The organism is Paraburkholderia hospita (genome assembly GCF_002902965.1).
Classification (GTDB): Bacteria; Pseudomonadota; Gammaproteobacteria; order Burkholderiales; family Burkholderiaceae; genus Paraburkholderia; species Paraburkholderia hospita.
Genome location: NZ_CP026107.1, coordinates 2073565 through 2097445, shown reverse-complemented (window position 1 = coordinate 2097445; position 23881 = coordinate 2073565). Strand labels below are relative to the sequence as shown.

14 protein-coding genes are annotated in these 23881 nt (G+C 63.6%); 12 read left to right on the top strand and 2 right to left on the bottom strand.

From position 1 onward, the window contains the following. The first annotated feature begins 250 nt into the window (after positions 1–250). A complete protein-coding gene (locus tag C2L64_RS42775; protein ID WP_009770118.1) occupies positions 251–2989 on the top strand; it encodes an MGH1-like glycoside hydrolase domain-containing protein in 2739 nt (912 codons plus the stop codon). A 54-nt stretch (positions 2990–3043) separates the two neighbouring features. Here the strand turns inward: C2L64_RS42775 and C2L64_RS42770 are convergent, their stop codons facing one another. Continuing rightward, positions 3044–3937: a LysR family transcriptional regulator gene (locus C2L64_RS42770; RefSeq protein WP_009770119.1), complete on the bottom strand. Its 894-nt coding sequence runs from the start codon at positions 3935–3937 to the stop codon at positions 3044–3046. 147 nt (positions 3938–4084) lie between these two features. On the opposite strand from C2L64_RS42770, the gene C2L64_RS42765 reads away from it, so the two are divergent. The 5 genes from C2L64_RS42765 (at position 4085) to C2L64_RS42745 (ending at position 9496) form a co-directional block, all read left to right on the top strand. Continuing rightward, the gene (locus C2L64_RS42765; protein ID WP_009770120.1) at positions 4085–4858 is read left to right on the top strand and encodes a glucose 1-dehydrogenase; all 774 of its coding nucleotides are present in this window, start codon (positions 4085–4087) and stop codon (positions 4856–4858) included. 51 nt (positions 4859–4909) lie between these two features. After that, entirely contained in the window at positions 4910–6100 is a 1191-nt protein-coding gene (locus C2L64_RS42760; RefSeq protein ID WP_009770121.1) for a YncE family protein, read from the top strand. A 31-nt stretch (positions 6101–6131) separates the two neighbouring features. Beyond that, a complete protein-coding gene (locus tag C2L64_RS42755) occupies positions 6132–7124 on the top strand; it encodes a 2-hydroxyacid dehydrogenase (protein WP_009770122.1) in 993 nt (330 codons plus the stop codon). Positions 7125–7131: 7 nt separating this feature from the next. Continuing rightward, on the top strand, positions 7132–7947 hold the full coding sequence (locus C2L64_RS42750; protein ID WP_009770123.1) for a shikimate dehydrogenase family protein: 816 nt from the start codon (positions 7132–7134) through the stop codon (positions 7945–7947). 115 nt (positions 7948–8062) lie between these two features. Beyond that, positions 8063–9496: an MFS transporter gene (locus C2L64_RS42745; protein WP_009770124.1), complete on the top strand. Its 1434-nt coding sequence runs from the start codon at positions 8063–8065 to the stop codon at positions 9494–9496. A gap of 83 nt (positions 9497–9579) precedes the next feature. Here C2L64_RS42745 and C2L64_RS42740 read toward each other — a convergent pair whose 3' ends face one another. Next, the gene (locus C2L64_RS42740) at positions 9580–9771 is read right to left on the bottom strand and encodes a hypothetical protein (RefSeq protein WP_007730741.1); all 192 of its coding nucleotides are present in this window, start codon (positions 9769–9771) and stop codon (positions 9580–9582) included. A gap of 510 nt (positions 9772–10281) precedes the next feature. Here C2L64_RS42740 and C2L64_RS42735 point away from each other — a divergent pair. From C2L64_RS42735 to C2L64_RS42710, 6 genes are all read left to right on the top strand, one after another. Next, positions 10282–11841 carry a multicopper oxidase domain-containing protein gene (locus tag C2L64_RS42735; protein WP_009770126.1) on the top strand — a complete coding sequence of 520 codons (1560 nt, stop codon included), beginning with the start codon at positions 10282–10284 and terminating at the stop codon, positions 11839–11841. 79 nt (positions 11842–11920) lie between these two features. Then, the gene (locus C2L64_RS42730) at positions 11921–13510 is read left to right on the top strand and encodes a multicopper oxidase family protein (protein WP_039902146.1); all 1590 of its coding nucleotides are present in this window, start codon (positions 11921–11923) and stop codon (positions 13508–13510) included. Positions 13511–13529: 19 nt separating this feature from the next. Beyond that, a complete protein-coding gene (locus C2L64_RS42725; RefSeq protein WP_009770128.1) occupies positions 13530–21701 on the top strand; it encodes an Ig-like domain-containing protein in 8172 nt (2723 codons plus the stop codon). Then, positions 21698–22177: a hypothetical protein gene (locus tag C2L64_RS42720; protein WP_009770129.1), complete on the top strand. Its 480-nt coding sequence runs from the start codon at positions 21698–21700 to the stop codon at positions 22175–22177. Before C2L64_RS42725 ends, C2L64_RS42720 begins: the two co-directional genes overlap by 4 nt. A gap of 34 nt (positions 22178–22211) precedes the next feature. Further along, positions 22212–23021: a LolA-like protein gene (locus C2L64_RS42715; protein WP_039902147.1), complete on the top strand. Its 810-nt coding sequence runs from the start codon at positions 22212–22214 to the stop codon at positions 23019–23021. A 24-nt stretch (positions 23022–23045) separates the two neighbouring features. Then, the gene (locus C2L64_RS42710; protein WP_009770131.1) at positions 23046–23879 is read left to right on the top strand and encodes a LolA-like protein; all 834 of its coding nucleotides are present in this window, start codon (positions 23046–23048) and stop codon (positions 23877–23879) included. Positions 23880–23881 lie beyond the last annotated feature (2 nt).

Here is a 23881-nt window from a genome sequence, read left to right as displayed (position 1 = left end):
TCCATGGGACGTCCCTCAACTCGCCGTGTACCTGAATACGTCGGCATCGGGTAGACGGCAATGGACGGGTCGGCACCATCGCGTTCTTCGAGGGCAATTCAGCCATACCTCCAATACATTCCGCGATCGTGAAGACAGCAACGCGCAGAACATCACCCATGCCGACATGCCGCTGTTGCCTCAATCGCGCACGATGATGCGTCTTCGTGCATGTTGAGATCGAGTCCATGCGCCGTTATGGAGGCGAATCATGTGCCCTGCATTCGTCGATGTAGCCGAACAGAAGCGCCTGAACGACGCGCGTACCGCGCAAGTACCATGGAAGAAGTGGGGGCCGTATCTCAGCGAGCGGCAGTGGGGGACGGTCCGCGAGGACTACAGCGATGACGGCGACGCCTGGAACTATTTCACGCATGATCATGCCCGCTCACGCGCGTACAGATGGGGAGAGGACGGGCTCGGCGGACTGTGCGACGACCGGCAGCAGTTGTGCTTTGCCCTTGCACTATGGAACGAGCGTGACCCGATTCTGAAGGAACGCCTCTTTGGCCTGACCAATAGCGAAGGCAATCATGGGGAGGACGTGAAGGAGTATTACTTCTACGTCGACAGCACGCCCACCCACTCGTACATGAAGTATCTATACAAGTATCCGCAGCGGGAGTATCCGTACCGGGATCTGGTCGAGACCAACCGGAAACGATCGCGGGGCGAACTCGAGTACGAACTGCTCGATACCGGCGTGTTTAATGACGACCGGTACTTCGACGTGTTTGTCGAATACGCAAAGGCGGGTCCGGAAGACATCTTCGTGCGCATTTCCGTACACAACCGCGCACGGGAAGGGGCACGGCTTCGGGTCCTGCCAACGCTATGGTTTCGCAATACCTGGTCGTGGGGCCACGACGATCGCAGGCCATCACTATGCGAAGCGGGTCCAGGCGTCATTCGTGCGACGCATCATGAGTTGGGCGAGTACTGGCTTTACTGCGACGGCGCGGGGGAACTGCTCTTCACGGAAAACGATAGCAACGCACAGCGTCTGTGGAATCAACCCAACGGGTCACCCTACGTGAAGGACGCGTTCCACGCTTACGTCATTGCGGGGCAGCGCGAGGCTGTCAATCCCGCCAGGACGGGAACCAAGGCGGCGGCCCATTACGTGTGCGACGTACCCGGCGGCGGCAACGTGACTATCCGGTTGCGCATGACGGCAGTCAGGCAGGTCAATCCCTTCGACGAATTCGAGAACACCTTCCATTCCCGCATCGCCGATGCGGATGAGTTCTACGAGCGCGTTGCCCCGAAGTCGCTGACCGAGGACCAGCGCCGGGTGCACCGTCAGGCTTTGGCGGGCATGCTGTGGAGCAAGCAGTACTACTACTTCGATCTCGAACTGTGGCTGCGCGAGCACGGGAGTCATCCATTGCTCGAAGCCGCCCGGCGCGATGTGCGCAATATGGAGTGGTTCCACATGTTGAATGCCGACGTGATTTCCATGCCGGACAAGTGGGAGTACCCGTGGTACGCGGCCTGGGACCTGGCCTTTCATACGATCGCCCTGGCGCTCGTCGACTTCGATTTCGCCAAAGAGCAGTTACTGCTGATGCTGCGCATCCTGTATGTCCACCCGAGTGGCCAGATCCCAGCCTACGAGTGGAACTTCAGTGACGTCAATCCGCCCGTGCATGCCGCCGCCACGCTCTGGCTCTACAAGTATGAGAAAGCGCTGGGACGCGCTGATCTGCGCTTTCTTGAACGCTCGTTTCAGGGGTTGATGCTCAATTTCAACTGGTGGGTGAACCGTAAGGACCCTTCAGGTCGCAATGTCTTCGCCGGCGGCTTTCTGGGCCTGGACAACATCGGCGTATTCGATCGCAGTGCGCAGCTTCCGACAGGCGGATCCCTTGAGCAGGCGGACGGAACAGCGTGGATGGCGTTTTATTGCCAGACCATGCTGGAGATGGCAATCATTCTGACTGAGTACGACCCGATGTACGAGGAGATCGCCTTCAAGTTCGTCCAGCACTTCATGTGGATTGCCTATGCGATGGACCGGCGCGGCGAACATCCCGACGAGATGTGGGACGAGCAGGACGGATTTTTCTATGATCTGCTGTGTCTTCCCGACGGCCAGACCACGCGTCTGAAGGTGAGGTCAATGGTCGGGTTGCTGCCGCTGTGCGCGTCGACGGTTTTCGAAGCTGGTACTGTCTCGCGCTGTCCGAAACTGCTGGAAATGATCGCGCAATTTCGAACGCGTTACCCGGAGCTGATTGCTCATGTGGCGCCAACCGATGCCGGCTTCATCGGCCATAGGGAACGCAGGCTACTGTCGATCCTCAACAAGCGGAAACTCGAGCGCGTGCTCGGATACCTGCTCGACGAGAACGAATTTCTTGGGCCGCACGGCATTCGTTCGCTCTCTCGCTATCATCTCGACCATCCGTATGTACTCAATGTTGGTGGGGTGGAATACAAGGTGGAGTATCTGCCCGCTGAATCGAATACCGGGATGTTCGGCGGAAACTCCAACTGGCGCGGTCCGGTGTGGATGCCGGTGAATCTGCTGATTGTCAGGGCGCTGATGAATCTCTACGACTTTTTTGGCGACGATTTCAAGGTTCAATGCCCGACGGGCTCGGGGCCGCACATGACGCTGTTTGAGGTGGCGCAAGAGATCGTCAACCGGTTGACGGGTACGTTTCTGCGTGGTGCGGATGGACGACGCCCCGTCTACGGCGGGACGGGCAAGTTCCAGGACGACCCGCATTGGCGTGACCTGATCCTGTTCTACGAGTATTTCCACGGCGACAACGGTGCGGGGCTCGGTGCCAGTCACCAGACAGGCTGGACGGGTCTCGTCGCGCCTCTCCTGGACCTGTTCGGGCGTATCGACGCGCAAACCGTTCTGGAAAGCGACCGCTGGCGCGTCATGGCCAGCGTCGTCGGGCAGCAAGTGTGGGGAGAACAGATGGACGGGAAGTGAGGGAGGAAAGGCCGCGCATTGAGCCTCATAGCAATTGTGAAATGGCGGGGCCCATTATTTTTCCTGTGCGTTTCCGAAGCATTGCTGCATCACACCGAGAAGCGCTCGCTTGGCTGGATTATCGAGGTCGGTGTACGCGAGCCCGATGCCAGCCCGGTAACCGTGAAGTTCGAGCGGACGGGCTACGACTTTCGGCGGCAAGGCGATGGCCGCCTCGGCCGGGATCATGCCAATACCCATACCTGCGGCGACTAGCGCCAGCATGGTTGTAAATTCCCCCAGTTCCTGAGCGATATTGAGTTGCGCGCCCTCACGTTTCAAGGCGACGAGCATCTCGTCGTGAAAGCCCGGTGCGTAACGCCGCGCAAGCACGAACGAAGGATAGTCCCGAAGATCCGCCGGCCGGATCAGCGCTTGGGCGGCTAGCGGATGGTCGTCGGGAAGCGCGACGACAAAGGGTTCCTCGAGTACTACGCAAACTTCAAGTCCCGCGCCCGCAACGGGCAGGCGTATCAGGCCGAAGTCGAGCTTGTTGTCGTGAAGGGCGGCGACCTGATCCGGCGTCGGCATATCCTTCAACTCGAGCGTGATGAGCGGATAGCGCTCGTGCATGTTGCGAATGAGCGTCGGCAAGAGCTTCGGCAGCACCGACGACACGAAGGCGATCCGCAGCGTGCCGATTTCCCCGCGAGCCGACAGCCGCGCGGTTTGCTCCGCGCGCAATGCCTGATGCAGCGTGGCGCGAGCCTCGGGCAAAAAGAGCGCTCCCGTTTCGCTCAATGCGACCTTGTGACGGTCGCGCTCCAGCAGCCGCACGTCGAGTTCGTCTTCCAGCGCCTTGATCTGCATGCTCAGCGCAGACTGCACGATGCATAGCCGCTGCGCGGCTTTGCCGAAATGCAGTTCCTCGGCAAGTACGACGAATGCACGCAGATGCTTCAATTCCATGACCACTCCCGCTGACGGGCGGTTCGTCCCGTGTAATCACGAATCATGATAACAGCGTCATGAATGATCATTGGCGCGATCGCGGCAATTGGAATGAACTACGGATATTGGAGACAACACGGGCGCGCCTGGCGGGCGCCAGCAAAAATGAACGACACATTGAAGCTCTTCAGCCTGAACGGAAGGCGTGCCCTGATCACCGGCTCCGGGCGTGGCATCGGCCTGGCGCTGGCGCGCGGACTGGCAGGCGCGGGCGCGGCTGTCGTCATCAACGATCGCAACGAGCAGAAGGCAGCGGCCGTCGCGGCTCAACTGCGCGACGAAGGCCTCAACGCGGATATCGCGGTTTTTGATGTCACCGAACGCGCGGAAGTTTCCGCAGCGATCGATGCGTTCGAGGCGCGCATCGGCGCGATCGATATTCTCGTGAACAACGCGGGCATCCAGCGCAGGGCACCGCTTGAAACCTTCAGCGCCGACGACTGGAACGACCTGTTGCGCGTCAACCTGGACGGCGCGTTCCATGTATCGCAAGCCGTCGCGCGGCACATGTTGCCGCGTGGGCGCGGGAAGATCATCAACATCTGCTCGGTGCAGGGCGAACTGGCGCGGCCGGGCATCGCGCCCTACGCGGCGACCAAGGGCGCCATTCGCATGCTTACCAAGGGTATGTGCGCGGAATGGGCCGGTTCCGGCATTCAGGCCAATGCGCTCGCGCCGGGCTACTTCGCAACCGATCTGAACCGCGCGCTCGTCGACGATCCCGACTTCTCGGACTGGCTTTGCAAGCGCACGCCCGCGGGGCGCTGGGGCCGAGTGGAAGAGCTGTGCGGCGCTGCGGTATTTCTGGCGTCGTCGGCTTCGGATTTCGTCAACGGGCAGACGCTGTTCGTCGATGGCGGTTTGACCAGCGTGGTTTGAGACCGGCGCGCACGCAGTATCACAACAAAGCCTGATAAAGGAGACATCGACATGCGTTCACCCAATGCGAAACGGACCCGCTGCGCGCAAGCGCTTGCCGGTCTGACGATCGCCGTCATGGCCTGCACATCGTACGGCGCCGACTGGATCGTCTCGGGCAACGACGGGAAATATCAGCGGGTCGAAGGGCGAGATACCTACCCCGACAATCCGAAACCCGACACGCTGACGCTGCTGGACGCAAGCCGCTTTCCGCCGCAGGTCAAGGTGCAGGTGGAGGTCGAGAACGGCATTCAGGGGCCGCCGCAGGCCGTCGCTATCACGCCGGATGCAAACGTCGCCTTGGTCGGCGCGCCGACGCGCTACGACTACGCGGCCAAAAAACTGTTGATGGATTCGTTCGTACAGGTCGTCGATCTGCAGGCTTCGCCTCCCGTCGTCGCCCGGCTCGACATCGGCAGCCATCCACAAGGCATCGCCATCGACAGAAGCGGCCGCCTCGCGCTCGTCGCCTGCGTCGACGGTAGCGTGGCCGTGCTCGGTATCGACGGGAACCGCGTGACACTTCAGGACACGCTGAAAATTGCACAGAAGCGGCTCGCCGGCGTGAGCTTCACGCACGACGGCCGGCACGCGCTGGTGGCGTTGCGCGACGAGCAGGGCGTGGCCGTCCTGAACGTTGACGACGGTCGGGTGACCGATAGCGGTCTGCGCCTCGCGAGCGGCGTGGCGCCCTACACGATCGACGTATCGAGCGACGGCAAATGGGCCGTCGTGAGCGATGTCGGGCTGGCCGGACTGCCGTCCTATGCGGGCAAGCTCGCAGGCGATGCCGATGACGTGACGCTCATCGATGTATCGCATGAGCCGTTTCGCGCGGTCCAGCACGTTACGGTGCCGTCGCTGCCCGAGGGCGTGGCGATCTCGCCCGACGGCAAGTGGATCGGCGTTCAGGCAATGGATGGCTCGAACCTGACGCCGGATAACCCTGGACGCCACGCGCGTGGCAAGGTGGTGCTCTTCGCGATCCGCGACGGTCAGGCGGTGAAGGTTTCCGAGGCGCCGGGCGGAGAGGCGGCGCAGGGCATCGTGTTCACTGCGGACAGCAAGTATCTGATCGTGCAGTTCAACGTCGAGAAACAGCTTGCGTTCTTCGCTGTCAACGGCGGGCATCTGCGCGATACGGGACACAGGATTGCGTTGTCGGGCGGCCCTTCGTCGCTTCGCACGACGCCGCGCTGAACATCAGCCCCATCAGAAAGAGGAAACGAGCATGTCAACGAACAGCACCGCACGCAGGAACGTCCTGGTCTTTCGAAAGATTCCAGACGATCTGCTCGGGCGAATCCGGACCTTGCACGATGTGACTGTCGCCGATCCACGACGCGTCGATGAACTGCCGCGTTTTCGCGAGGCGCTGAACGACGCGGATGGCCTGATCGGTTCGAGCTTCAGACTGGGCGCGGACGAATTGGCGCGCTCGCCGCGTCTGCAAGTGATCTCGAGCATTTCAGTCGGCGTCGACAACTACGACCTCGGGTACCTGAAGCAACGCGGCATCACTCTTTGTCACACTCCTGGCGTGTTGACCGAGACCACGGCCGACACCGTATTCGCGTTGATCATCGCCGCGTCGCGGCGTCTGGTCGACCTGTCGAACCATGTGCGCGACGGCCGATGGACACGCAACATCGGCGAAGACCTGTTCGGCTGGGACGTGCATGGCAAGACGCTCGGCGTGCTGGGCTTCGGCCGTATCGGGCAGGCGGTGGCGAGGCGCGCGGCGCTCGGGTTTGGTATGCCCGTGGTGTTCCACGATCCATTCGATGTGCAGGTGCCGGCAACGCTTGCCGGACACGCGGTGCGCGCATCGTTCGATGAAGTGCTGGCGCGCGCGGACATCGTCGCGTTGACGCTGCCGCTTTCCGACGAAACACGCGGTCTGATGGACGGAAAAGCGTTTGCCTCGATGAAGGCGGGTGCGATCTTCGTGAACGGCTCGCGTGGCGCGATCGTGCGCGAGGATGCTCTCGTTGACGCACTCGATAGTGGCCACTTGCGTGCTGCCGCTCTCGACGTGTTCGCCGTCGAACCGCTCGGGCAGGATTCGCCGCTGCGCACGCATCCGAAAGTCACGCCGTTTCCGCACATCGGCTCGGCGACGCACGAGACGCGGCGCGCGATGGCCGAACTCGCGACCGACAACCTGCTACGCGTGCTCGATGGTGACGCGGCCATCTCCGCATTCGATCTCTCCAAAGCATAAAGCGACCATGCCACATTCCATCCCATCGCTGTGCGGCTCGCTCGCGGGCCAACCGTTCACGTTTAACGTCAAGGTGCACAACGCGGCGTACCAGGCGCTCGGCGTCGACTACACGTTCGTCAGCTTCGGCATAGAAGATGCCGCGGGCGCGATCGATGCGATGCGCACGCTCGGCATCCGCGGACTGAACGTGACCATGCCGCACAAGCAGGCCGTCATTCCCCACCTCGACGCGCTCGACGAAACCGCGCGCGAAATCGGCGCGGTCAACACGATCCAGAATTGCGACGGGCATCTCACGGGCTACAACACCGACTGCGCGGGCGCCGTGCGCGCGCTCGAAGAGGTGACTTCGCTTGCGGGGCAGCGCATCGCTTTGCTCGGCGCGGGCGGCGCGGCACGCGCGATTGCGTGGGGCGTGCAGCGCGCGGGCGGCCACGTGACCGTGTTCAATCGCACCGCGTCGCGCGGGCAGGATCTCGCGCATGATTTTGGCCTCGCTTTCGGCGGGGATCTCGGCGACTTCGATCCCCACGCATTCGATGGCGTCGTGAACGCGACAGCCGCGGGCTTCCGCGCGCCGGACGTCAATCCGTTGCGGGCCACGCAATTGGCGCCGCATCTGTTCGTGATGGACGCGGCCTTCATCCCCGTGCGCACGAAGCTGATCCGCGATGCCGCCGCGTTGGGATGCCGCGTGATCGATGGCACCCGCATGCTGCTGCATCAGTTCTGCGGACAGGTCGAACTTTACACAGGCAAAGCGGCGCCCATCGATGTGATGAGCACGGCTTTGCTCGACGAGATCGCACGGGTCGGCTAGGGCGGCGCGCGGGTCGAACAGGCAACACGAAGGGCAACGCAGCCAGCTCCGGCATCTCGCGCCAAGACGAGGACGGGCCGATCGCAACGCAATCGCAGGAACCGGAGGAGACATCATGAAGCACCAGCCAACCATCGCGGCCGCCGAAGGCGGCATCGCGAGCAACGCCAGCACTACCCGCAACGAGGTCACGACCGCTGATCTCTATCGCGCCGCATGGGCCGCATCGCTCGGCAGCGCACTCGAGTATTACGACTTCGCGCTGTATAACCTCGCGTCGGCGCTGATTTTCGGGCCGCTGTTCTTCCCGTCGAGCGATCCCGCCATGGGGCTGATCGCGAGCTTTGGCGCGTACTTTCTCGGCTTCGCGATCCGGCCTGTGGGCGGCATCGTCTTCGGTACGCTCGGCGACCGATATGGACGCAAATTCGTTCTGATGGCGACGATCCTGCTGATGGGGATCGCAAGCACGCTGATCGGCCTGCTGCCCACCTACGCGAGCGCGGGCATCTGGGCGCCCATCCTGCTGGTAGGCTGCCGCTTGCTGCAGGGGCTCGGAGCGGGTGCGGAACAGGCGGGAGCCGCCGTGCTGATGGCCGAATATGCGCCTGCAAAACGTCGCGGCTACTTCGCCGCTTTACCATTCATGGGCGTGTTGCTCGGGACGGTGATGGCGGCTGCGATCTACTTCGCGCTGGTGCGTGTCGAGGACATCTCGCAAAGCTGGCTCTGGCGCGTGCCGTTCCTGCTGAGTGTCGTCATCATTGCCGTGGCGATCTGGATCCGCCTGAAACTCAAGGAGTCGCCATCCTTCACCAAGCTCGAAGCGCGTCAACAGGTCAACGACAGTCCGTTGAAGCACCTCATCAGGCATTCGACGCCGACGCTGCTTAAAGTCATCGGCATGCGTATGGCGGAGAACGGTGGTTCGTCGATCTATCAGTCGCTCGCCATCAGTTACATGGTGACCGCGACGGGCCTCAAAGGGCCGATCGGCCCGATTGCGCTACTGCTTGCCGGCGTGTCGGGGGCAGTCATCATTCCGATGACGGGCATGCTGAGCGACCGGTTTGGACGCGTTCCCGTCTACCGTGCCTTCGCCCTGTATCAACTCCTGCTGGCCTATCCCACCTGGTGGGTGCTGAGCCAGGGCAATGCGGCCGCTAGCATCGCCATGTTGTGCGTCGCGCTGGCCGGCGTTTGGGGGATGTTCGCCACACAAGGCGCGCTGCTTCCTGAACTCTTCGGTGCGCAACATCGCTACGCGGGTGTCGCGGTGGGCCGTGAGGTATCAGCCGTCATCGCTGGCGGTGTGGCACCGCTCATCGGCGCATCGATCATCGCCTGGGCGACTGCGCACTGGGGCGGTGCGGAAGGCAGGGTCATGGCGTGGATTCCGCTTGCGACGTACGTCGCGATTCTGAGTTTGATCGGCGTGGTGACGACCTTCTACACGCCTGAGACACGCGGCCGTGATCTCGATGATCTACGTGACGCAGCGGAGGATCCCGTAGCCTTGAGCGGGGAACGCGCGGTCAGGCCGTCGTAGTCGTTCTGCACGTTGCAAGCAAACGACGCGACTGTGCTGCGGCCCGCTACCAGGCCGAGGAACAGGCACCGCAAGCTCGCCGGCTAGCGACGCCCGCTGCGGCCCCACACGTAGCGCACCCAGCGTTGCCACCTGGTGCGCTGCGTGGCAACGGTGTTGCGCGATGCCTGTTCCTGGCGGTCGCGCTCCACGCTTTTCTGAACCTGCTCGTGGATCTGACGCAACGTCAAGCCACCAGGGCCTTTCAGCTTGTCGGGATCGGTGTCGTCTGTCATGGGAATGGCCTGGTCCGGATGAGTCGATTCGATCTTGATACAGATGGATAGGCGCGGCAAGCACATAAAAGCAGTCTGCCGCCCGGTGAGTGATGGCAAAGGGCAAGTCTTCAGGACGGTGCGGAGCGGGCACAAACAGCATTCCTGGATCAGCGTCAGGCTTTTACCTGACACGCTTTCGAATTCGAAGGACCTGCCCGCGCGAGCACGGTGATCCCGGATTCCTTTGAAAGCGCTGTTCTTCCGTCGAAGGCGCAGGCCGGTCGCCTCCCGACTGAAGGTGGCGCGTTCGCACGCGCTCGCCCGCGGCAGGCGCCCTGCGCGTTGCCGCGACTTCACGTCCCTGTTGGGTCAACCCTACCGCAAGTGTAGGGAGGTGCCCCATCCCGTCGCCCGGTCCTCGTCTGCAAAATTCAAATACGGGAAATTGCGACGATGAACCCGCACTCGTCATCGCAGTGCCCGACGGCAGCGCGTCCCCGCGCTGACTGACTCCTCAGCGGAGGTCCTATGTTCAGTACCCTCGCATACCGCAGCGGCGTGGCGGCGCTGTTGCTGTCGTTGTTTGCGTTGCCGTCGTTCGCACAGTCGTTCCGGGTGCAATGTCCGCCTACCACCACACTGCATCCGACAGCCCTGCCGGCAAGTGCGGGCGAGCCTGCCTATACGGGCCCGTCCTTCACGGGGCCGAACTCGCAGGCGACGGGCGTCGTGAACGGCGCGATCAAATGCCAGCAGATTTCGGGTGGTGACGGCTATGCCACCATGGGCGACGGCACGCAGACCTATCTGTTCGCGTTCGGCCCGCTGTCGGGGCTGGCAGATATCAAGAAGGGCCTGCCGGGCACGCAGTTCGCGTCGGTGTTCAACGTCGTCGGCACGGCCGCTGATCCGAACTACAACGGCGCAATCGGCCTCGTGCCCGATCCGGATTCGACGCCACCCGGCCAGCTGACGGGGCATGTCGATCCGCGCCAGATCATGGACGTCGGCGTGATGAACGGCAACATGCCCGCGCCCACGATGGCCATCGACGAAGACGACGAATTCTTCCTCACGTTGACCAACGTCGGGATGATCATGCGCCCCGACCTCTTCGAGCAGCACACGGTGCACTTCCACGGCTATCCGAATGCGTCCGCGTTCTATGACGGTGTGCCGGATGCATCGGTGGCGATCAATATCGGCGCGAGCTTCACGTACTACTACCTTGCGCCTGACGCGGGCACGTACTTCTGGCACTGCCACATCACGCCGCCCGAGCATCTGCAGATGGGCATGGTCGGCCAGATTTTCGTGCGTCCACGCCAGAACCGCGTGACGAACGGGACGCTCTACCACGCGCTGATCCAGCAGCAGAGCGATCCGCGCACGGCATGCGGCAACGACGTTCTCTGCTCGACGCCCGTGCCGCCGCAGAACAGCGTGCTGCATGTAAAGAACAAGAGCAACACGCCGACGCTGTATGCGTACAACGACGGCGATGGTTCGACGGCTTATGACGTCGAGTATCCCGTGCAGATTCACGGCTTCGATCCGAATTTCCACTTCGTGGGCATGACGTTCAATCCGGAGCCCTTCACCGACATGAAGGACAAGTACTTCATGCTCAATGGCCGAAGCTATCCGGACACCGTGTCGCAAGGCCCGATGCAGACGCCCGTTGCCGACGGCTCGCAGCATTTTTCGCAGCCGCTGCCCGCGCTCATCAATGTACCGGCGGGCGGCAAGGCGCTCTTGCGCATATCGGATCTCGACGTCAGCGAGTTTCAGACGCTCGCGTCGCTTGGCATTCCGATGCATGTGATCGGCGTCAACGCGCGGCTCTTGCGCGATCTTGCCGGCAACGACATGACCTATCTGACCAACTCGATCACGCTCGGCGGCGGCGAGTCGATCGACGTGATTCTCGATGCGAGCGACACGACCCGCTACTCGGCCGGTCAGATTTTCTATCTGTACACGCCGAACCTCGACCACCTGTCGAACGATGCCGAGAACTTCGGCGGATTGATGACCGAGGTCCACATCTGCCATTCGGTGGACCCGACCACGAAGTCCTGCACCTAGGAGATGAGCCGTGGGCAACATCATCGACAACTTCCGACGCACACGCTACGCGCGGCGTGGCTCGGCGCCACGTTTTACGCTGTTCCATGCGCTGCTTTGCGCGGCCGTCGTTGCGCTGCTCTACTGCATCAACGCGCACGCAGCCGCGCCGGGCATCACGGGCACGAATTTCGATCTGTCGGCCGAGGCCAACCGCATCAGCCAGCCTGACGGAGCGAGCGTCTACGCGTGGGGCTACGGCTGCCGCACCGCGCCGTCGGGCTTTTCTCCCGCTACCATTGCAGGCGCGAACTGCCCGAGCATGCAGGTGCCGGGGCCGACGCTGATCGTCAGGCAAGGCGACAAGGTCACCGTCACGTTGACGAACAACCTGCCCGAAGCGGCGGGCAATACGTCGATCCTGTTTCCGGGCTTCCAGGTCTGCGCCGCCGTATTGAATCCGGATGGCACGTGTCCAGCGACGCTCACGGGCGTGCCGGGGCTGCTCACGCGCGAGGCGACACACGGCAACAGCGTGACCTACAGCTTCATCGCGTCGACGCCGGGCACGCACAGCTATTACAGCGGCACGCAGGGCGACCTGCAGGTCGAGATGGGCCTGGCGGGCGCGATCATCGTGTTGCCCACATCGACGCCCACCACGCCCGGCGGCGCGCTCGCCGTCCCGGCTGGCTGTCGCGCGGTTCAATCGACGCTGCCCGACGGCCAGCCCGACTTTCGCAACGCGGCTGCCGCATACGACCATCCGTTGGCCTGCTACGACCGCGAGTACCTGTTCCAGTTCTCCGAGATGGACCCGCGCATCCATACGCAGGCCGAGCAGGAAGCGAGTAAGCCGTGCTCGCAGGCCACGGGTTGCATGAGCGTCGAAACCGAGCCGTACCGCCCCGCGTACTTCATGATCAATGGCCGTTCGATGCCCGACGACATGGACCCGAACTACGCGCAGCAGTATCCGCATCAGCCATACAACGGCAATCCGCACATGCATCCGGGTGAGCCTGTGTTGCTACGCGTAATCGGCTCGGGTCGCTGGCAGCATCCGTTCCACGAGCACGGCAATCACGTGCGCGTGCTCGCGCGCGACGGCAATCTGCTGTTGAGCAAGACGGACGCGACGAAGCTCGCCGGACCGCTGCTCTTTACGACGACCACGACGCCCGGCCTCGCGATGGACGGCATCTTCTACTGGACGGGCAGGGGCCTCAACTGGGACGTCTATGGACATACGGCGGGCGACGGCAGCGTCTGCGTTCCCGATGCGAACGGCTACTACACCGTCAACAGCAATCCACCCGCGCCCCCCAACGCGCCGAACTACTACGAGTGGTGCGCCGATCACAACAGGCCGCTCGAAGCGCATCCGTTCGGCAATGTCGGCAGCGGCGGCCCCGTGACTTTGCCCGATGCGCGTCTGCTGACAAACGGCCCGTGGTACGGCGGCAGCCCATACCTCGGCCCCGACGCGACGATTCGCGCGACCTCGTTCACGGGCACGACGCCGCCGAGCGGCACGATCGCGAATTCGCCGACATCGGAAGCCGGGTTCGCCTACATGTGGCATTCGCACAATGAGCGCGAGATTACGACGAACAACATCTTCCCAGGCGGAATGATGATGATGATGCTCGTCGATCCGCAGGCGTTCACGATCAACGAAGGCAATTAACGAGACGGGGAGAATCGCGATGAGATCCTGCGATTTCAAAAGGACGCTTGCCGGCCTCGTGAAGGCGGGTGTCGTGGCGTCGGTGCTGATGACGGCGAGCGCGATGGTCTGCGCGCAGAGCGTGACGCTCACCGCCAAGGCCCAGACGATTGCACTTCCCGATGGACAGGTCGTGCCGATGTGGGGCTACAACTGCTCGGCTGCAGCCGTCGCGCCCGCCACCTGCGCGGCGTCCAATCCCGGCGCGGGCTCGAACTGGTCGCCCGTCGTGATCACGACGCCACCCGGCTCGCTGACGATCAATCTCACGAACAGCCTGCCCGCGCAGTTGCCGACGTCGCTCGTGATCGTCGGGCAGCTCGGCGGCGGTCTCGGCAATACGGCGACCACGTCCCCAAGTCCCGTTCACGCGACGCAGACGGCAACGACCTGGCCGATCGCCGGCACGGGCAGCGGCGCGAGCTTCACGCCGCCGACGCAAGGCCCACGCGTGCAGTCGTTCTCGAGCGAAGTGAATTCGGGCAGTTCGAGCACGCTGACCTGGAACAATCTGCGCCCCGGCACCTATCTGATCGAATCGGGCACGCACCCGTCGATCCAGGGGCCGATGGGTCTGTACGGCGTGCTCGTCGTCACAACGCCTCCCGCGGCCGGTTCGACGCAAGGGCAGGCTTACCCGGGCATCCGATACGATGCGGATCTGCCGCTGTTGCTCAGCGAAATCGACCCTGTGCAGAACCAGGCCGTCGCCACGGCCGTTGCCACGCCGGGCTTCAGCGAAGCGCGCGTGTGGTCTGGTCTCTCGGGCGGCTGCGGCGATCCCGCGTCGGCGACCTACGGAACCTGCTATCCACCCGCGGTGAACTACGACCCGCGCTACTACCTGATCAACGGTGTCGCGTTCGACCGGTCGAATGCAAATGGCTCCGCGTTCCCTGTCACGGCCCCGGCTGCAACGGCCAATTCGACGGGTCAGATTCTGCTGCGCTTCGTGAACGCCGGTTTGCGCATGCATGTGCCATCCGTTGTCGGCGCGCAAACGGGCCTACCGCCCGTGTCCGGCTTCTCGCTGATTGCGGAGGACGGCAACGTGCTGCCCGGCAATCCGCGCGTGCAGAGCGCCGTGTTTCTGGCCGCCGGCAAAACCTACGACGTGCTGATGAACTCGGTCGCTGCGGGCGCGCTCGCGTTGCCCGTGTTCGACCGTCAGTTGAGCCTGTCGACCAACAACCAGCGCGACGGCGGCATGCAGGGCTACATCAGCGTGAACGGCGGCGCGTTGCCGACCTCCGCGGCAGGCAACGCGAACGCGAAGGCTAACCCGGATTCGTATTTCCTCGTCTCAGGCAATACGCTGACGGTCTCGGACCCTGGCAAAGGGCTGATCGCTAACGACGTGGGTGTCTACGGCGTGCAGATCAAGACGCAGCCGACAGGCGGCACGCTCACGCTGAACCCCAACGGCACCTTCACGTATGTACCGAATGCGGGCACCACATCGGATAGCTTTACCTATCAGGCAAACGGCAGCGCCGCGCTGACCGCGACGGTGACGCTTGCCGCATGCTCGGCGGGCTCGAACTGCCTGTCGGGGGCGCCCGTCGCGTCGGATGACGCGTTCAGCAGCAACATCGCGTCGCAGTTGCACATCGGTGCGCCGGGCGTGCTCGGCAACGACCGCGATCCGGCGGGGCTGCCGCTGACGGCTTCCATCGTCGGCAGTGCGTCGGGCGGCACGGTGACGCTCAACGCGGACGGCTCGTTCAACGCTGTGCCGACCGCGGCACCCGTCGGCAACGCGACGTCGACGGTGACGTTCAAGTACAAGGCCGCAAACTCGCAAAACACGACGAGCGGGGCCGCGACTGTCACGGTGACCTTCAAGGGCGGCAGCGGTCTCGCCGTCGCGGTGAAGGACGCGAAGGCGGGCACGGCGATCAACGACTACCGCTGGATCATCGAGGAAGACCGTACCTTCCAGATCGATCCCGCGTGCCAGGTGAACTCGTCGACGCGGCCCGCAACGTGTCCGCCGCTGCCCGTGCCGAGCCTCGGCACGAGCTTCCACACGAGCTATATGCCTGTCGTCGCAGCGGGATGCGTCGGCACGGTGTCATGCGAATCAGGGCAGACCGTGTTCGACCCGGGCACGAATACGCACGTGCCCGCCGTTTGCGACATCGGCAATGGCGTGTGCCGCACGGATGCAGCCCAGCAAGCGGCCGTCGATCCATCGCAGGTCGCGCTCGATCCGACGAAGCACTACTACCTGTCGATTCTTCCTGGCGATGCGGGCAACACCTTCACGAATGGCGCGGGCGCGCCGCAGCCGGTCAATCCGAACAATCCGGACGGTCCGCAACGGCAGTTCGATATTGCGAAGGATTGTCCGTCGGGTCCGGGCGGCGCGGACTTCGCGCCCGGCACGGGCGCCTGCGGCCACGCAATGGGCGGCGCGCCGATCGCGCCCGCGCAACACGCCGTCAACGTGCTGCTTCAGCAGACCCCGCTGCAGACGGCGAAAATCTCGGTGTTCGTGTTCGAAGACGATGCACCCGTCAATGGCGAAATCGATGTGAGCGGCGGCTCGGACGGATTCGGCACCGCGCGCGAGCCGGGTCTGGGCGGCTTCGAAATCAAGCTCTTCGACGACGCGGGCGGCACGGGCGATGCTACTGGCCAGATGACTTACGACATGTTCAACATGCCGCTGTCGAATTCACTGCAAGGCACGATCGATCCGAACACCGGCCTCGACGCATGCCCGATCACGAAGGCGGCAAACGACGGACTGGTCGGCATGATTCCGACCTGCCCGAGGTTCGAGTCGGACGGCAAGACGCTGTCGCCGCTGGTCGGCCAGGCGATCATCGCGAACCTGATGCCGGGACGTTATGGCGTCGTCGCGACGCCTGCGGCGGACCGCATCGCGAAAGGCGAGGAGTGGCTGCAGACCAATACGCTGGACGGCCAGAAAGCGCATGACGCGTTCATCAAGGTGGGCGGGCCTTCGTACTTCCAGGAGTTCGGACCCGCGGGCTTCCATGTGACGATCGGCTTCGCGAATCCGAAGATCATCAATGCGCGGCTGCCGGGCATATGCAAGGGCGTTGCGTGCAACAACGGGATCACGGGCAAAGTCACGAATCTGCACTATAGCCGTCCGCCTAACGAGAACCTCTACAGCAGCGGCTCGCGCGATTCGCTGAGCTTCACGCAATGCTATGTGAGCGTCGGCGATCCCGATCTCGAAGACGTCGCATTCACGAAGTGCAACGCGGACGGCACGTTCAGCATCAACGGCCTGCCGGATGGTCTGTTCCGCATCACGGTGTTCGACCAGTGGAACGACCAGATCGTCGACGGTCTCGCGACGGCGGTGCAGCTCAAAGGCGGACAGACACAGAACGTCGGCGATCTGGCCGTGCTGCAATGGCACACGAACCTCTACACGCGCAGCTTCATCGATACGAACGGCGATGGCGTGTCGCAGGACAGCGAGCCGGGGCTCGCGCTCGTGCCGACCAATATCCGCTTCCGCGACGGCAGCTATTCGAACTTCAACAACACGGACCTGAACGGCTATGCGTCGTTCAACGAGGTGTTCCCGCTCTTCAACTGGTACATCGCGGAGGCCGACACGACGCGCTACAAACAGACGGGCGTGCATGTCGTCTACGACGCGGGCGGTCCACCTGACGGCACGCCTGGCGGTGGGGGCTCGTCGATCGCGGCGAACTACGCGAATACGCTGGAATCGTCGACGGCGCATCTACCGGGCGCGTTGCGCGTGCCGGGCGCGATCTACTGCAACGACGCGGACTGCAGCGACCGCACGGGCACGAATCCGTCGACAGGCCGCATCGATCCGCCGTGGGTCACGACGATGGGCTGGCAAGGCTTCTCAGGCCAGAACTCGTTCATCGAATTCGGCAAGGCGCCGTATGGGGCGAACGAGAACGGCGGCATTCATGGCGAAGTGATTTACGCATCGACGCGTCCGTTCGACGATCCCGCTCTGCTGCTCCATACGAGCTGGACGCCCGACGTGCCGAACGTGACGGTCAACCTGTACGCCGAAGGCACGGCCGCCGACGGCACGCAGAGTCTCACGCTCGTCGATACGACGAAGACCAGCAGCTGGGACGACTGGGCACAGGGTTTCCGTTCGGACGGCGTGCCCAACATGAACTGCCCGGGCCAGGAAACCACCGATCCGTTCTTCTTTACACTGAAGGACAGCTCGCAATGGCTCGACCCGCAAAAGCGAACGCTGCCCATGCACTCGCAGTTCAAGTGCTATGACGGCATGCACGCGTTCAACCAGCTGCAGCCCGCGCCGTACGACGGGATGTACCAGTTCCCGAGCGTGACGGACCGCGATCCGCAGAAGGGCACGCCGAAGGGTTCGAACTGCACGATCTGCAGCAAGCTCGCCGACGGCTCGTACATGCTGCCTGCGGGCAAGTATGTGGTCGAAATCATCGTGCCGGCGGGCTATGAACTCGTGAAGGAAGAAGACAAGAACATCCTGATCGGCGACAACTACATCGCGCCTGTCACGCAGCAGTTCGGCGGACTGGGCAACATCTTCATCCTGCCGGACCAGGCGGCTGTGAACGCGACGTACAACCGCAACAACGCGCAGAACCCGACCACCGACCTCGGCTCGCAACCGCGTCACGAAGGCGACACGGGCAGCGTCGAGACGTTCTGGCCGTGCGTTGGCGCGCTGCGTGTAGTGCCGGACTACATCAGCCTGTTCCCGGGCTCGCAGGAAGTCGCGCCGTTCGCGGGCGCTTCGCGGCACCTGTGCGACCGCAAGGAAGTCGTGCTGACCAACCAGATGTCGGCGCTCGCGAAGTTCTGGGTGTTCAGTTCGACGCACGTGGCCGCGCACTTCACCGGCTTCATGCTCGATGACTTCTCGTCGGAGTTCGATCCGTACTCTCCGCAGTTCGGCGAGAAGTTCGCGGTGCCGAACGTGCCTGTTTCGATGAAGGATTTCGCAGGCAACGAAGTGAGCCGCATCTATTCGGACCAGTGGGGCATCTTCAACGGGTTGAATTACTCGACGTGGGAAGTGAACCCGCCGAACCCGACGGGCTACGCGCCGACGATGATGGTCGCCTGCATGAACGATCCCGACATGCCGGACCCCGCGCATCCGGGGCAGACGATCCGCGATCCGCTGTTCAACCCCGCGTACAGCCAGTTCTGCTACGAGATTCCGTTCATGCCCGGGCAGACGCAGTACATGGATACGCCAGTCGTGCCCGTGTCCGCGTTCGCAGACGGCTACAACCCACCCGATTGCGCGTATCCGGACGCGACGCCCGCGATCTCGTCGGTGACGGGCGACACGAGCAACGGCGGCGCGGGTCCGTGGGTGAGCCAGGCCGGCCATACGCTGACCATAAAGGCGCTGGGCGACCAGCAAGTGCCGAATCATGCCTACGGCGGTCCCGCTGCGACCACGGCGCCCTATAACCAGAAGTTCGTCTCCCGGCACTATGGCTTCGGCGCGTCGCAGGGCACCGGGACGGTGACGGTCGGCGGTGTGAATGCGCACGTGAACGCGTGGTCGGATACACAGATCAACGTCACGGTGCCGACGCTCTCCGCGAACCAGTCGAGCTGCACGATCCAGCAGCGCGGCGTCAATACGCAGACGCGCTGCGGCGAACTGGTCATCACGTCGGGCAACGGCAAGAAGTCGATTGATACCGTGACGGTCACGATCGGCGGCAAGGCGCCCGCCTATGTCGGCGGTGAGAACGGGACGAGCAACGCGATCCAGACGGCCATCGACAAGGCGACGCCGGGCGATCTGATCATCGTCGGTCCGGGCACGTACAACGAGATGTTGCTGATGTGGAAGCCCGTGCGCCTGCAGGGGGTGGGTGCGCCCGCTGTCGTCGTGAACGCCAACACGCATCCGTCGGGCAAGGTCGACCCGTGGCGCAGGCAGATCGATTGTCTGTTCGGCCTGGCGCTCAACGGCGGTGCGATTTCGTCGGGCAATGCGTACGACCCGTCGGGAACGTATGCGTGTTCTGCCGCGATGCAACGCAAGGTGGACGCGATTCCGCTCGAGCCGACGTTCGGCTGGGACAGCAACCTCAACGGCAATCTCGGCGAGCTGCTGATGGAACCGACGCTGATGGGCGCGTACGAAGGCGCGGGCATCACGGTGCTCGCCAAGGGTGTGCGCGACGTGCGGGTCGGTGGCGTGCTGCAGCCCGATCCGAACTGCACGGCCAACGGTATCTGTACGCCGCTGACGGCCAGCAACACGGACTGCAACACCTATTCGAGCAACTTCCTGTGCAACCCGTCGCGTGTCGACGGCATCACGTTCACGAACAGCTCGCAGGGCGGCGGCGGCATCTTCCTGCACGGCTGGAACCACTACACGGAGGTGTCGAACAACCGCGTGTTCAGCAATGCGGGCACGCTGACAGGCGGGATCACGATCGGCCAGGTCGAAGTGCCCGACGGCACGATCGCCAACGATGGCTTCACGCAAGAGCCGTTCGCGTACAACACGCATGTCAACGTGCACCACAACTCGGTGACGTCGAATGCTTCGTACGGCGATGAGATCAACTCGACGACGCCTTCATCGGCGGCTGGCGTGACCTTCTGCTCGGGCGCGGACAACTATCACTTCAACTACAACTGGGTCTGCGGCAACATGAGCAGCGGCGATGGCGGCGGTGTCGCGCATTTCGGTTTCAGCTACAACGGCGACCTGTCGCACAACTGGATCCTGTTCAACCAGAGCAACAACCCGACGCTGCCGACCTACGGCGGCGGGCTGATCGCCCAGGGCGTACCGCCGGACGGCACGTTCTGCGAGAACTCGCCGACCGATATCGACTGCGCGCCTCAGCTCTCCGATGGCGTCGGGCCGGGTCTTGTGATCGACGGCAACCTGATCGTCGGCAATACGGCCGAAAGCGGCAAGGGCGGCGGCCTGCGTCTGCAGAACATCAATGGCACGGACGTGCAGCGCAGCCCGCGCAACCGCAACCGCTGGTACGAGGTGAGCGTGATCAACAACATCATCGCGAACAACGTGGCGGGCTGGTCGGGCGGCGGCGTGTCGGTGCAGGATGCCGTGCGCGTGAACTTCATCAACAACACGGTGATCTCGAACGACTCCACGGCATCGGCGGGCGTGCTGTTCAACACGGCGCTCGCTGCGCAGGCCAATGTCGGTCCGCCGAACTGCACGACGGTCGGCTCGCAAACGACGTGCAGCCCGATCACGACGTCGACGATGCAGCCTTCCGGCCTCGAAACCGCGAAGCATACGCAGAACTTCCTGACGGCGTTCACGGCGGGCGGCGCAGGGTGTCCTGCAGGAGAGGACTGCAGCCACTACTCGTTCCCTGTGGTGAGGAACGACGTGTTCTGGCAGAACCGCACGTTCTATATCACCGTGGGCGGGCTGAACCCGAACATCCCGGGATTGCAGAACACCGTCGCGCTGAACCCGACGTTGAACCAGGCGGGTCATCAGACGGGCTACTGCGATCCGAATGCCGTGTACTGGGATCTTGGCGCCTATGGCGATACGAAGCCTTCGGATCACTCGTCGGGCATGAGGCTCGCTCCGCAGTACTCGATCATCACGGATGCAGGTGACTATCCGAACGCGCACAACAGCTCGGCGAATCCGAACGTGGTGAGCCAGTACTGCAACGGCGCGCGGGTGCCGCCCGAAGGCGGCGGCAACGGCTTCGCGGTGCCTCCCGGCATTGCGGATACCGTGCTGCCCAATCCGCTGTTCGGTCTGCTGCCGTCGGCGACGCCGGATGAAGGCAACCAGTGGATCAACATGTCGTACGGGCCGCTGTCGCTGTTCAACATGACGGTGAGTTCGGGCAGCACGAACTATGGCGTGCCGCTCGGCAACTACTCGATCAAGACGGGTTCCCCTGCCGTCAATGCGGGCACGAATACGGGCGCACCGAATCACGATTTCTTCGGCACGCAGCGTCCGCAGAGCGGCAGCTACGACATCGGCGCGGTGGAGTTGCCACGCACGGGACTGTTCGCAGGCGGCAACCTGCCGTTCGCGCCGGGCGCGCTGCTCGATATGCTCAATCAGGTGCTGGGCAATGGGGCAACGGGAACGGCAGGTCCGCAGGCAAATGCGCCTTCGACGGGAGCGGTGCAATGAGACCCGTAGTCACAGCGGCGACGTGGGTCTGCTGTGCCGCATTGCCGGCGATGCCGGCAGCGGCGCAGCAGGTGGCGATGCACGGCAGTGCGCCGCACGCGTCGCGCTATGAGCCAATGAAGCTGCCCGCGCACGCGCGCACCTTTTATCAGTCAGTGCGGGGCGTCGACAACCTGAGCGTCCGTCGCACTGCGTCGGGCAATCTTCTGCGCTTCAGTTACCGCGTGACGGACCCGGCGCTCGCCAAGCTGCTCGGCGACAAGAGCACGACGCCTTATCTGTACGGCGAGGCCAATCATGTCCTGCTCGAAGTGCCCGTGATGGACAACATCGGCCAGTTGCGGCAGACGGGCGCGCTCGAGGTCGGCCAGCAATACTGGATGGTGTTTTCCAACAAGGGCAATCTGGTGAAGGCGGGGGACCGCGTCAACGTACTGATCGGCTCGTTCCATATCGATGGGCTGGTCGTTCAATAACGCGTATGCGCGGCACGACATTGAGGAGATCGACATGAACCGGGGCTTTCGGATGATTGTTTCGATGACGGGCGTGGTGGCCGCGAGCTTTGCTGCGCACGCCACGCTGGCAGCGGGCGGCGGCGGGATGAGCGCGGCGCAGGTTGTCGAGCGCAACGTGGCCGCGCGCGGGGGCCTGCAGGCATGGCGTGCCGTCAACACGATGACGTTGAGCGGACAGATCGACGTGGGCGGCACGAAGCCCGTCAAGCTGCAGTACGTCATGACGATGAAGCGGCCGCACAAGAGCCGCTTCGAACTGAACTTCGACAACCAGATCGCCTTCCAGGTCTACGACGGCAGCCAGGGGTGGAAGGTGCGTCCATTCCTCGGCCGCAATGTCGCAGAACCCTATACGCCTGCCGAGGCGAAATCGGCGGCGGAAACGGCCGATCTCGACGGGCCGCTGGTCGACTATGCTGCCAAGGGCAGTCAGGTCGCGTTGCAGGGTATGGAGACGATCGACGGGCACCGCGCCTACAAACTCCTGCTGACCACGAAAGATCACGCGCAACGGCATGTGTGGATCGACGCGTCGAGCTTTCTCGAAGTCAAGGTCGAAGGTGATCCGCGCAAGCTCGATGGACGCATGCATGTCGTTTCCGTCTACTACCGCGATTACCGGCGCGAGGGCGGATTGATGGTGCCGCATCTGCTCGAGACACAGGTGACGGGCGTGAAGCAGAAGCATCAGATGACGATCCAGCATGTCACGGTGAACCAGCCCGCCGACGACGCGCTCTTCGCGAAGCCGCAATTGCCCGCGCAACCGCAATCCGCGCCCGCCAGGGTCGCCGCGAAATGACGCCACGTCGATGAGGTCACGATCATGAAACGCATCGCCTCATGGTTGCTGGCGGGCTGTGTGTCCGCGCTCGCATGGGCGCAGATGCCCGCCGCCGGGCAGCCGCTTACGGTCGACGAGATCATCGCGAAGAACGCGGCCGCGCGCGGCGGCGTGGACGCGTGGCGCAAGGTCCGCACGATGATCTGGATGGGGCATGTCGAAAGCGCGAACGCGCCGACGCCGAATGCGCCGTTCGTGCTGGCGCTGCGGCGGCCCAACAGCACGCGCTTCGAGATCACGGCGATGAACCAGCGGATCGTGCGCGTGTTCGACGGCAAGGAAGGGTGGAAGATACGGCCGTCGTCCGGCGGCGCGCCCGATGTGCAGCCCTACACGCCCACAGAAGTCCGTTATGCACGCGATGAACAGGTAATCGACGGCCCGCTGCTCGACCACGCGACGAAGGGCATTGCCGTATCGCTCGACGGCATGGATGCCATCGAAGGAAAGGACGCTTACCGGCTTGCCGTCACGCTGCCGTCGGGCGCGCATCGTCATGTATGGGTCGACGCCGCGTCGTTTCTCGACGTCAGATACGATCGCGAAGCGCCGGGTCTGTCGGGCGCGCCTGTGAAGATCGAGGTGACGTATCGCGACTATCGCGAGATCGAGGGCGTGCAGGTACCGTTCGCGATCGAAAGCGGCGTGGCGGGCGCGGCGAAGAAGGACCGGCTGGTGCTCGATCGGGTGTCGCTGAATCCGCCGCTCGACGACGCGATGTTCGTCAGGCCGATGGTGCCGGGGCGGCGCGCATCGGTGGCCGTCGGCGCGGGTGGTATGCAGGCGCCGCGTTCCGCATTTGGCCCGGCGCAGTAACA

What these genes read in the sequence shown, in the direction of transcription:
- C2L64_RS42770 (WP_009770119.1), bottom strand. Translation starts at nt 3,937, where the DNA reads ATGGAATTGAAGCATCTGCGTGCATTCGTCGTACTTGCCGAGGAACTG.
- C2L64_RS42775 (WP_009770118.1), top strand. Translation starts at nt 251, where the DNA reads ATGTGCCCTGCATTCGTCGATGTAGCCGAACAGAAGCGCCTGAACGAC.
- C2L64_RS42750 (WP_009770123.1), top strand. Translation starts at nt 7,132, where the DNA reads ATGCCACATTCCATCCCATCGCTGTGCGGCTCGCTCGCGGGCCAACCG.
- C2L64_RS42755 (WP_009770122.1), top strand. Translation starts at nt 6,132, where the DNA reads ATGTCAACGAACAGCACCGCACGCAGGAACGTCCTGGTCTTTCGAAAG.
- C2L64_RS42740 (WP_007730741.1), bottom strand. Translation starts at nt 9,771, where the DNA reads ATGACAGACGACACCGATCCCGACAAGCTGAAAGGCCCTGGTGGCTTG.
- C2L64_RS42760 (WP_009770121.1), top strand. Translation starts at nt 4,910, where the DNA reads ATGCGTTCACCCAATGCGAAACGGACCCGCTGCGCGCAAGCGCTTGCC.
- C2L64_RS42725 (WP_009770128.1), top strand. Translation starts at nt 13,530, where the DNA reads ATGAGATCCTGCGATTTCAAAAGGACGCTTGCCGGCCTCGTGAAGGCG.
- C2L64_RS42735 (WP_009770126.1), top strand. Translation starts at nt 10,282, where the DNA reads ATGTTCAGTACCCTCGCATACCGCAGCGGCGTGGCGGCGCTGTTGCTG.
- C2L64_RS42715 (WP_039902147.1), top strand. Translation starts at nt 22,212, where the DNA reads ATGAACCGGGGCTTTCGGATGATTGTTTCGATGACGGGCGTGGTGGCC.
- C2L64_RS42710 (WP_009770131.1), top strand. Translation starts at nt 23,046, where the DNA reads ATGAAACGCATCGCCTCATGGTTGCTGGCGGGCTGTGTGTCCGCGCTC.
- C2L64_RS42720 (WP_009770129.1), top strand. Translation starts at nt 21,698, where the DNA reads ATGAGACCCGTAGTCACAGCGGCGACGTGGGTCTGCTGTGCCGCATTG.
- C2L64_RS42745 (WP_009770124.1), top strand. Translation starts at nt 8,063, where the DNA reads ATGAAGCACCAGCCAACCATCGCGGCCGCCGAAGGCGGCATCGCGAGC.
- C2L64_RS42765 (WP_009770120.1), top strand. Translation starts at nt 4,085, where the DNA reads ATGAACGACACATTGAAGCTCTTCAGCCTGAACGGAAGGCGTGCCCTG.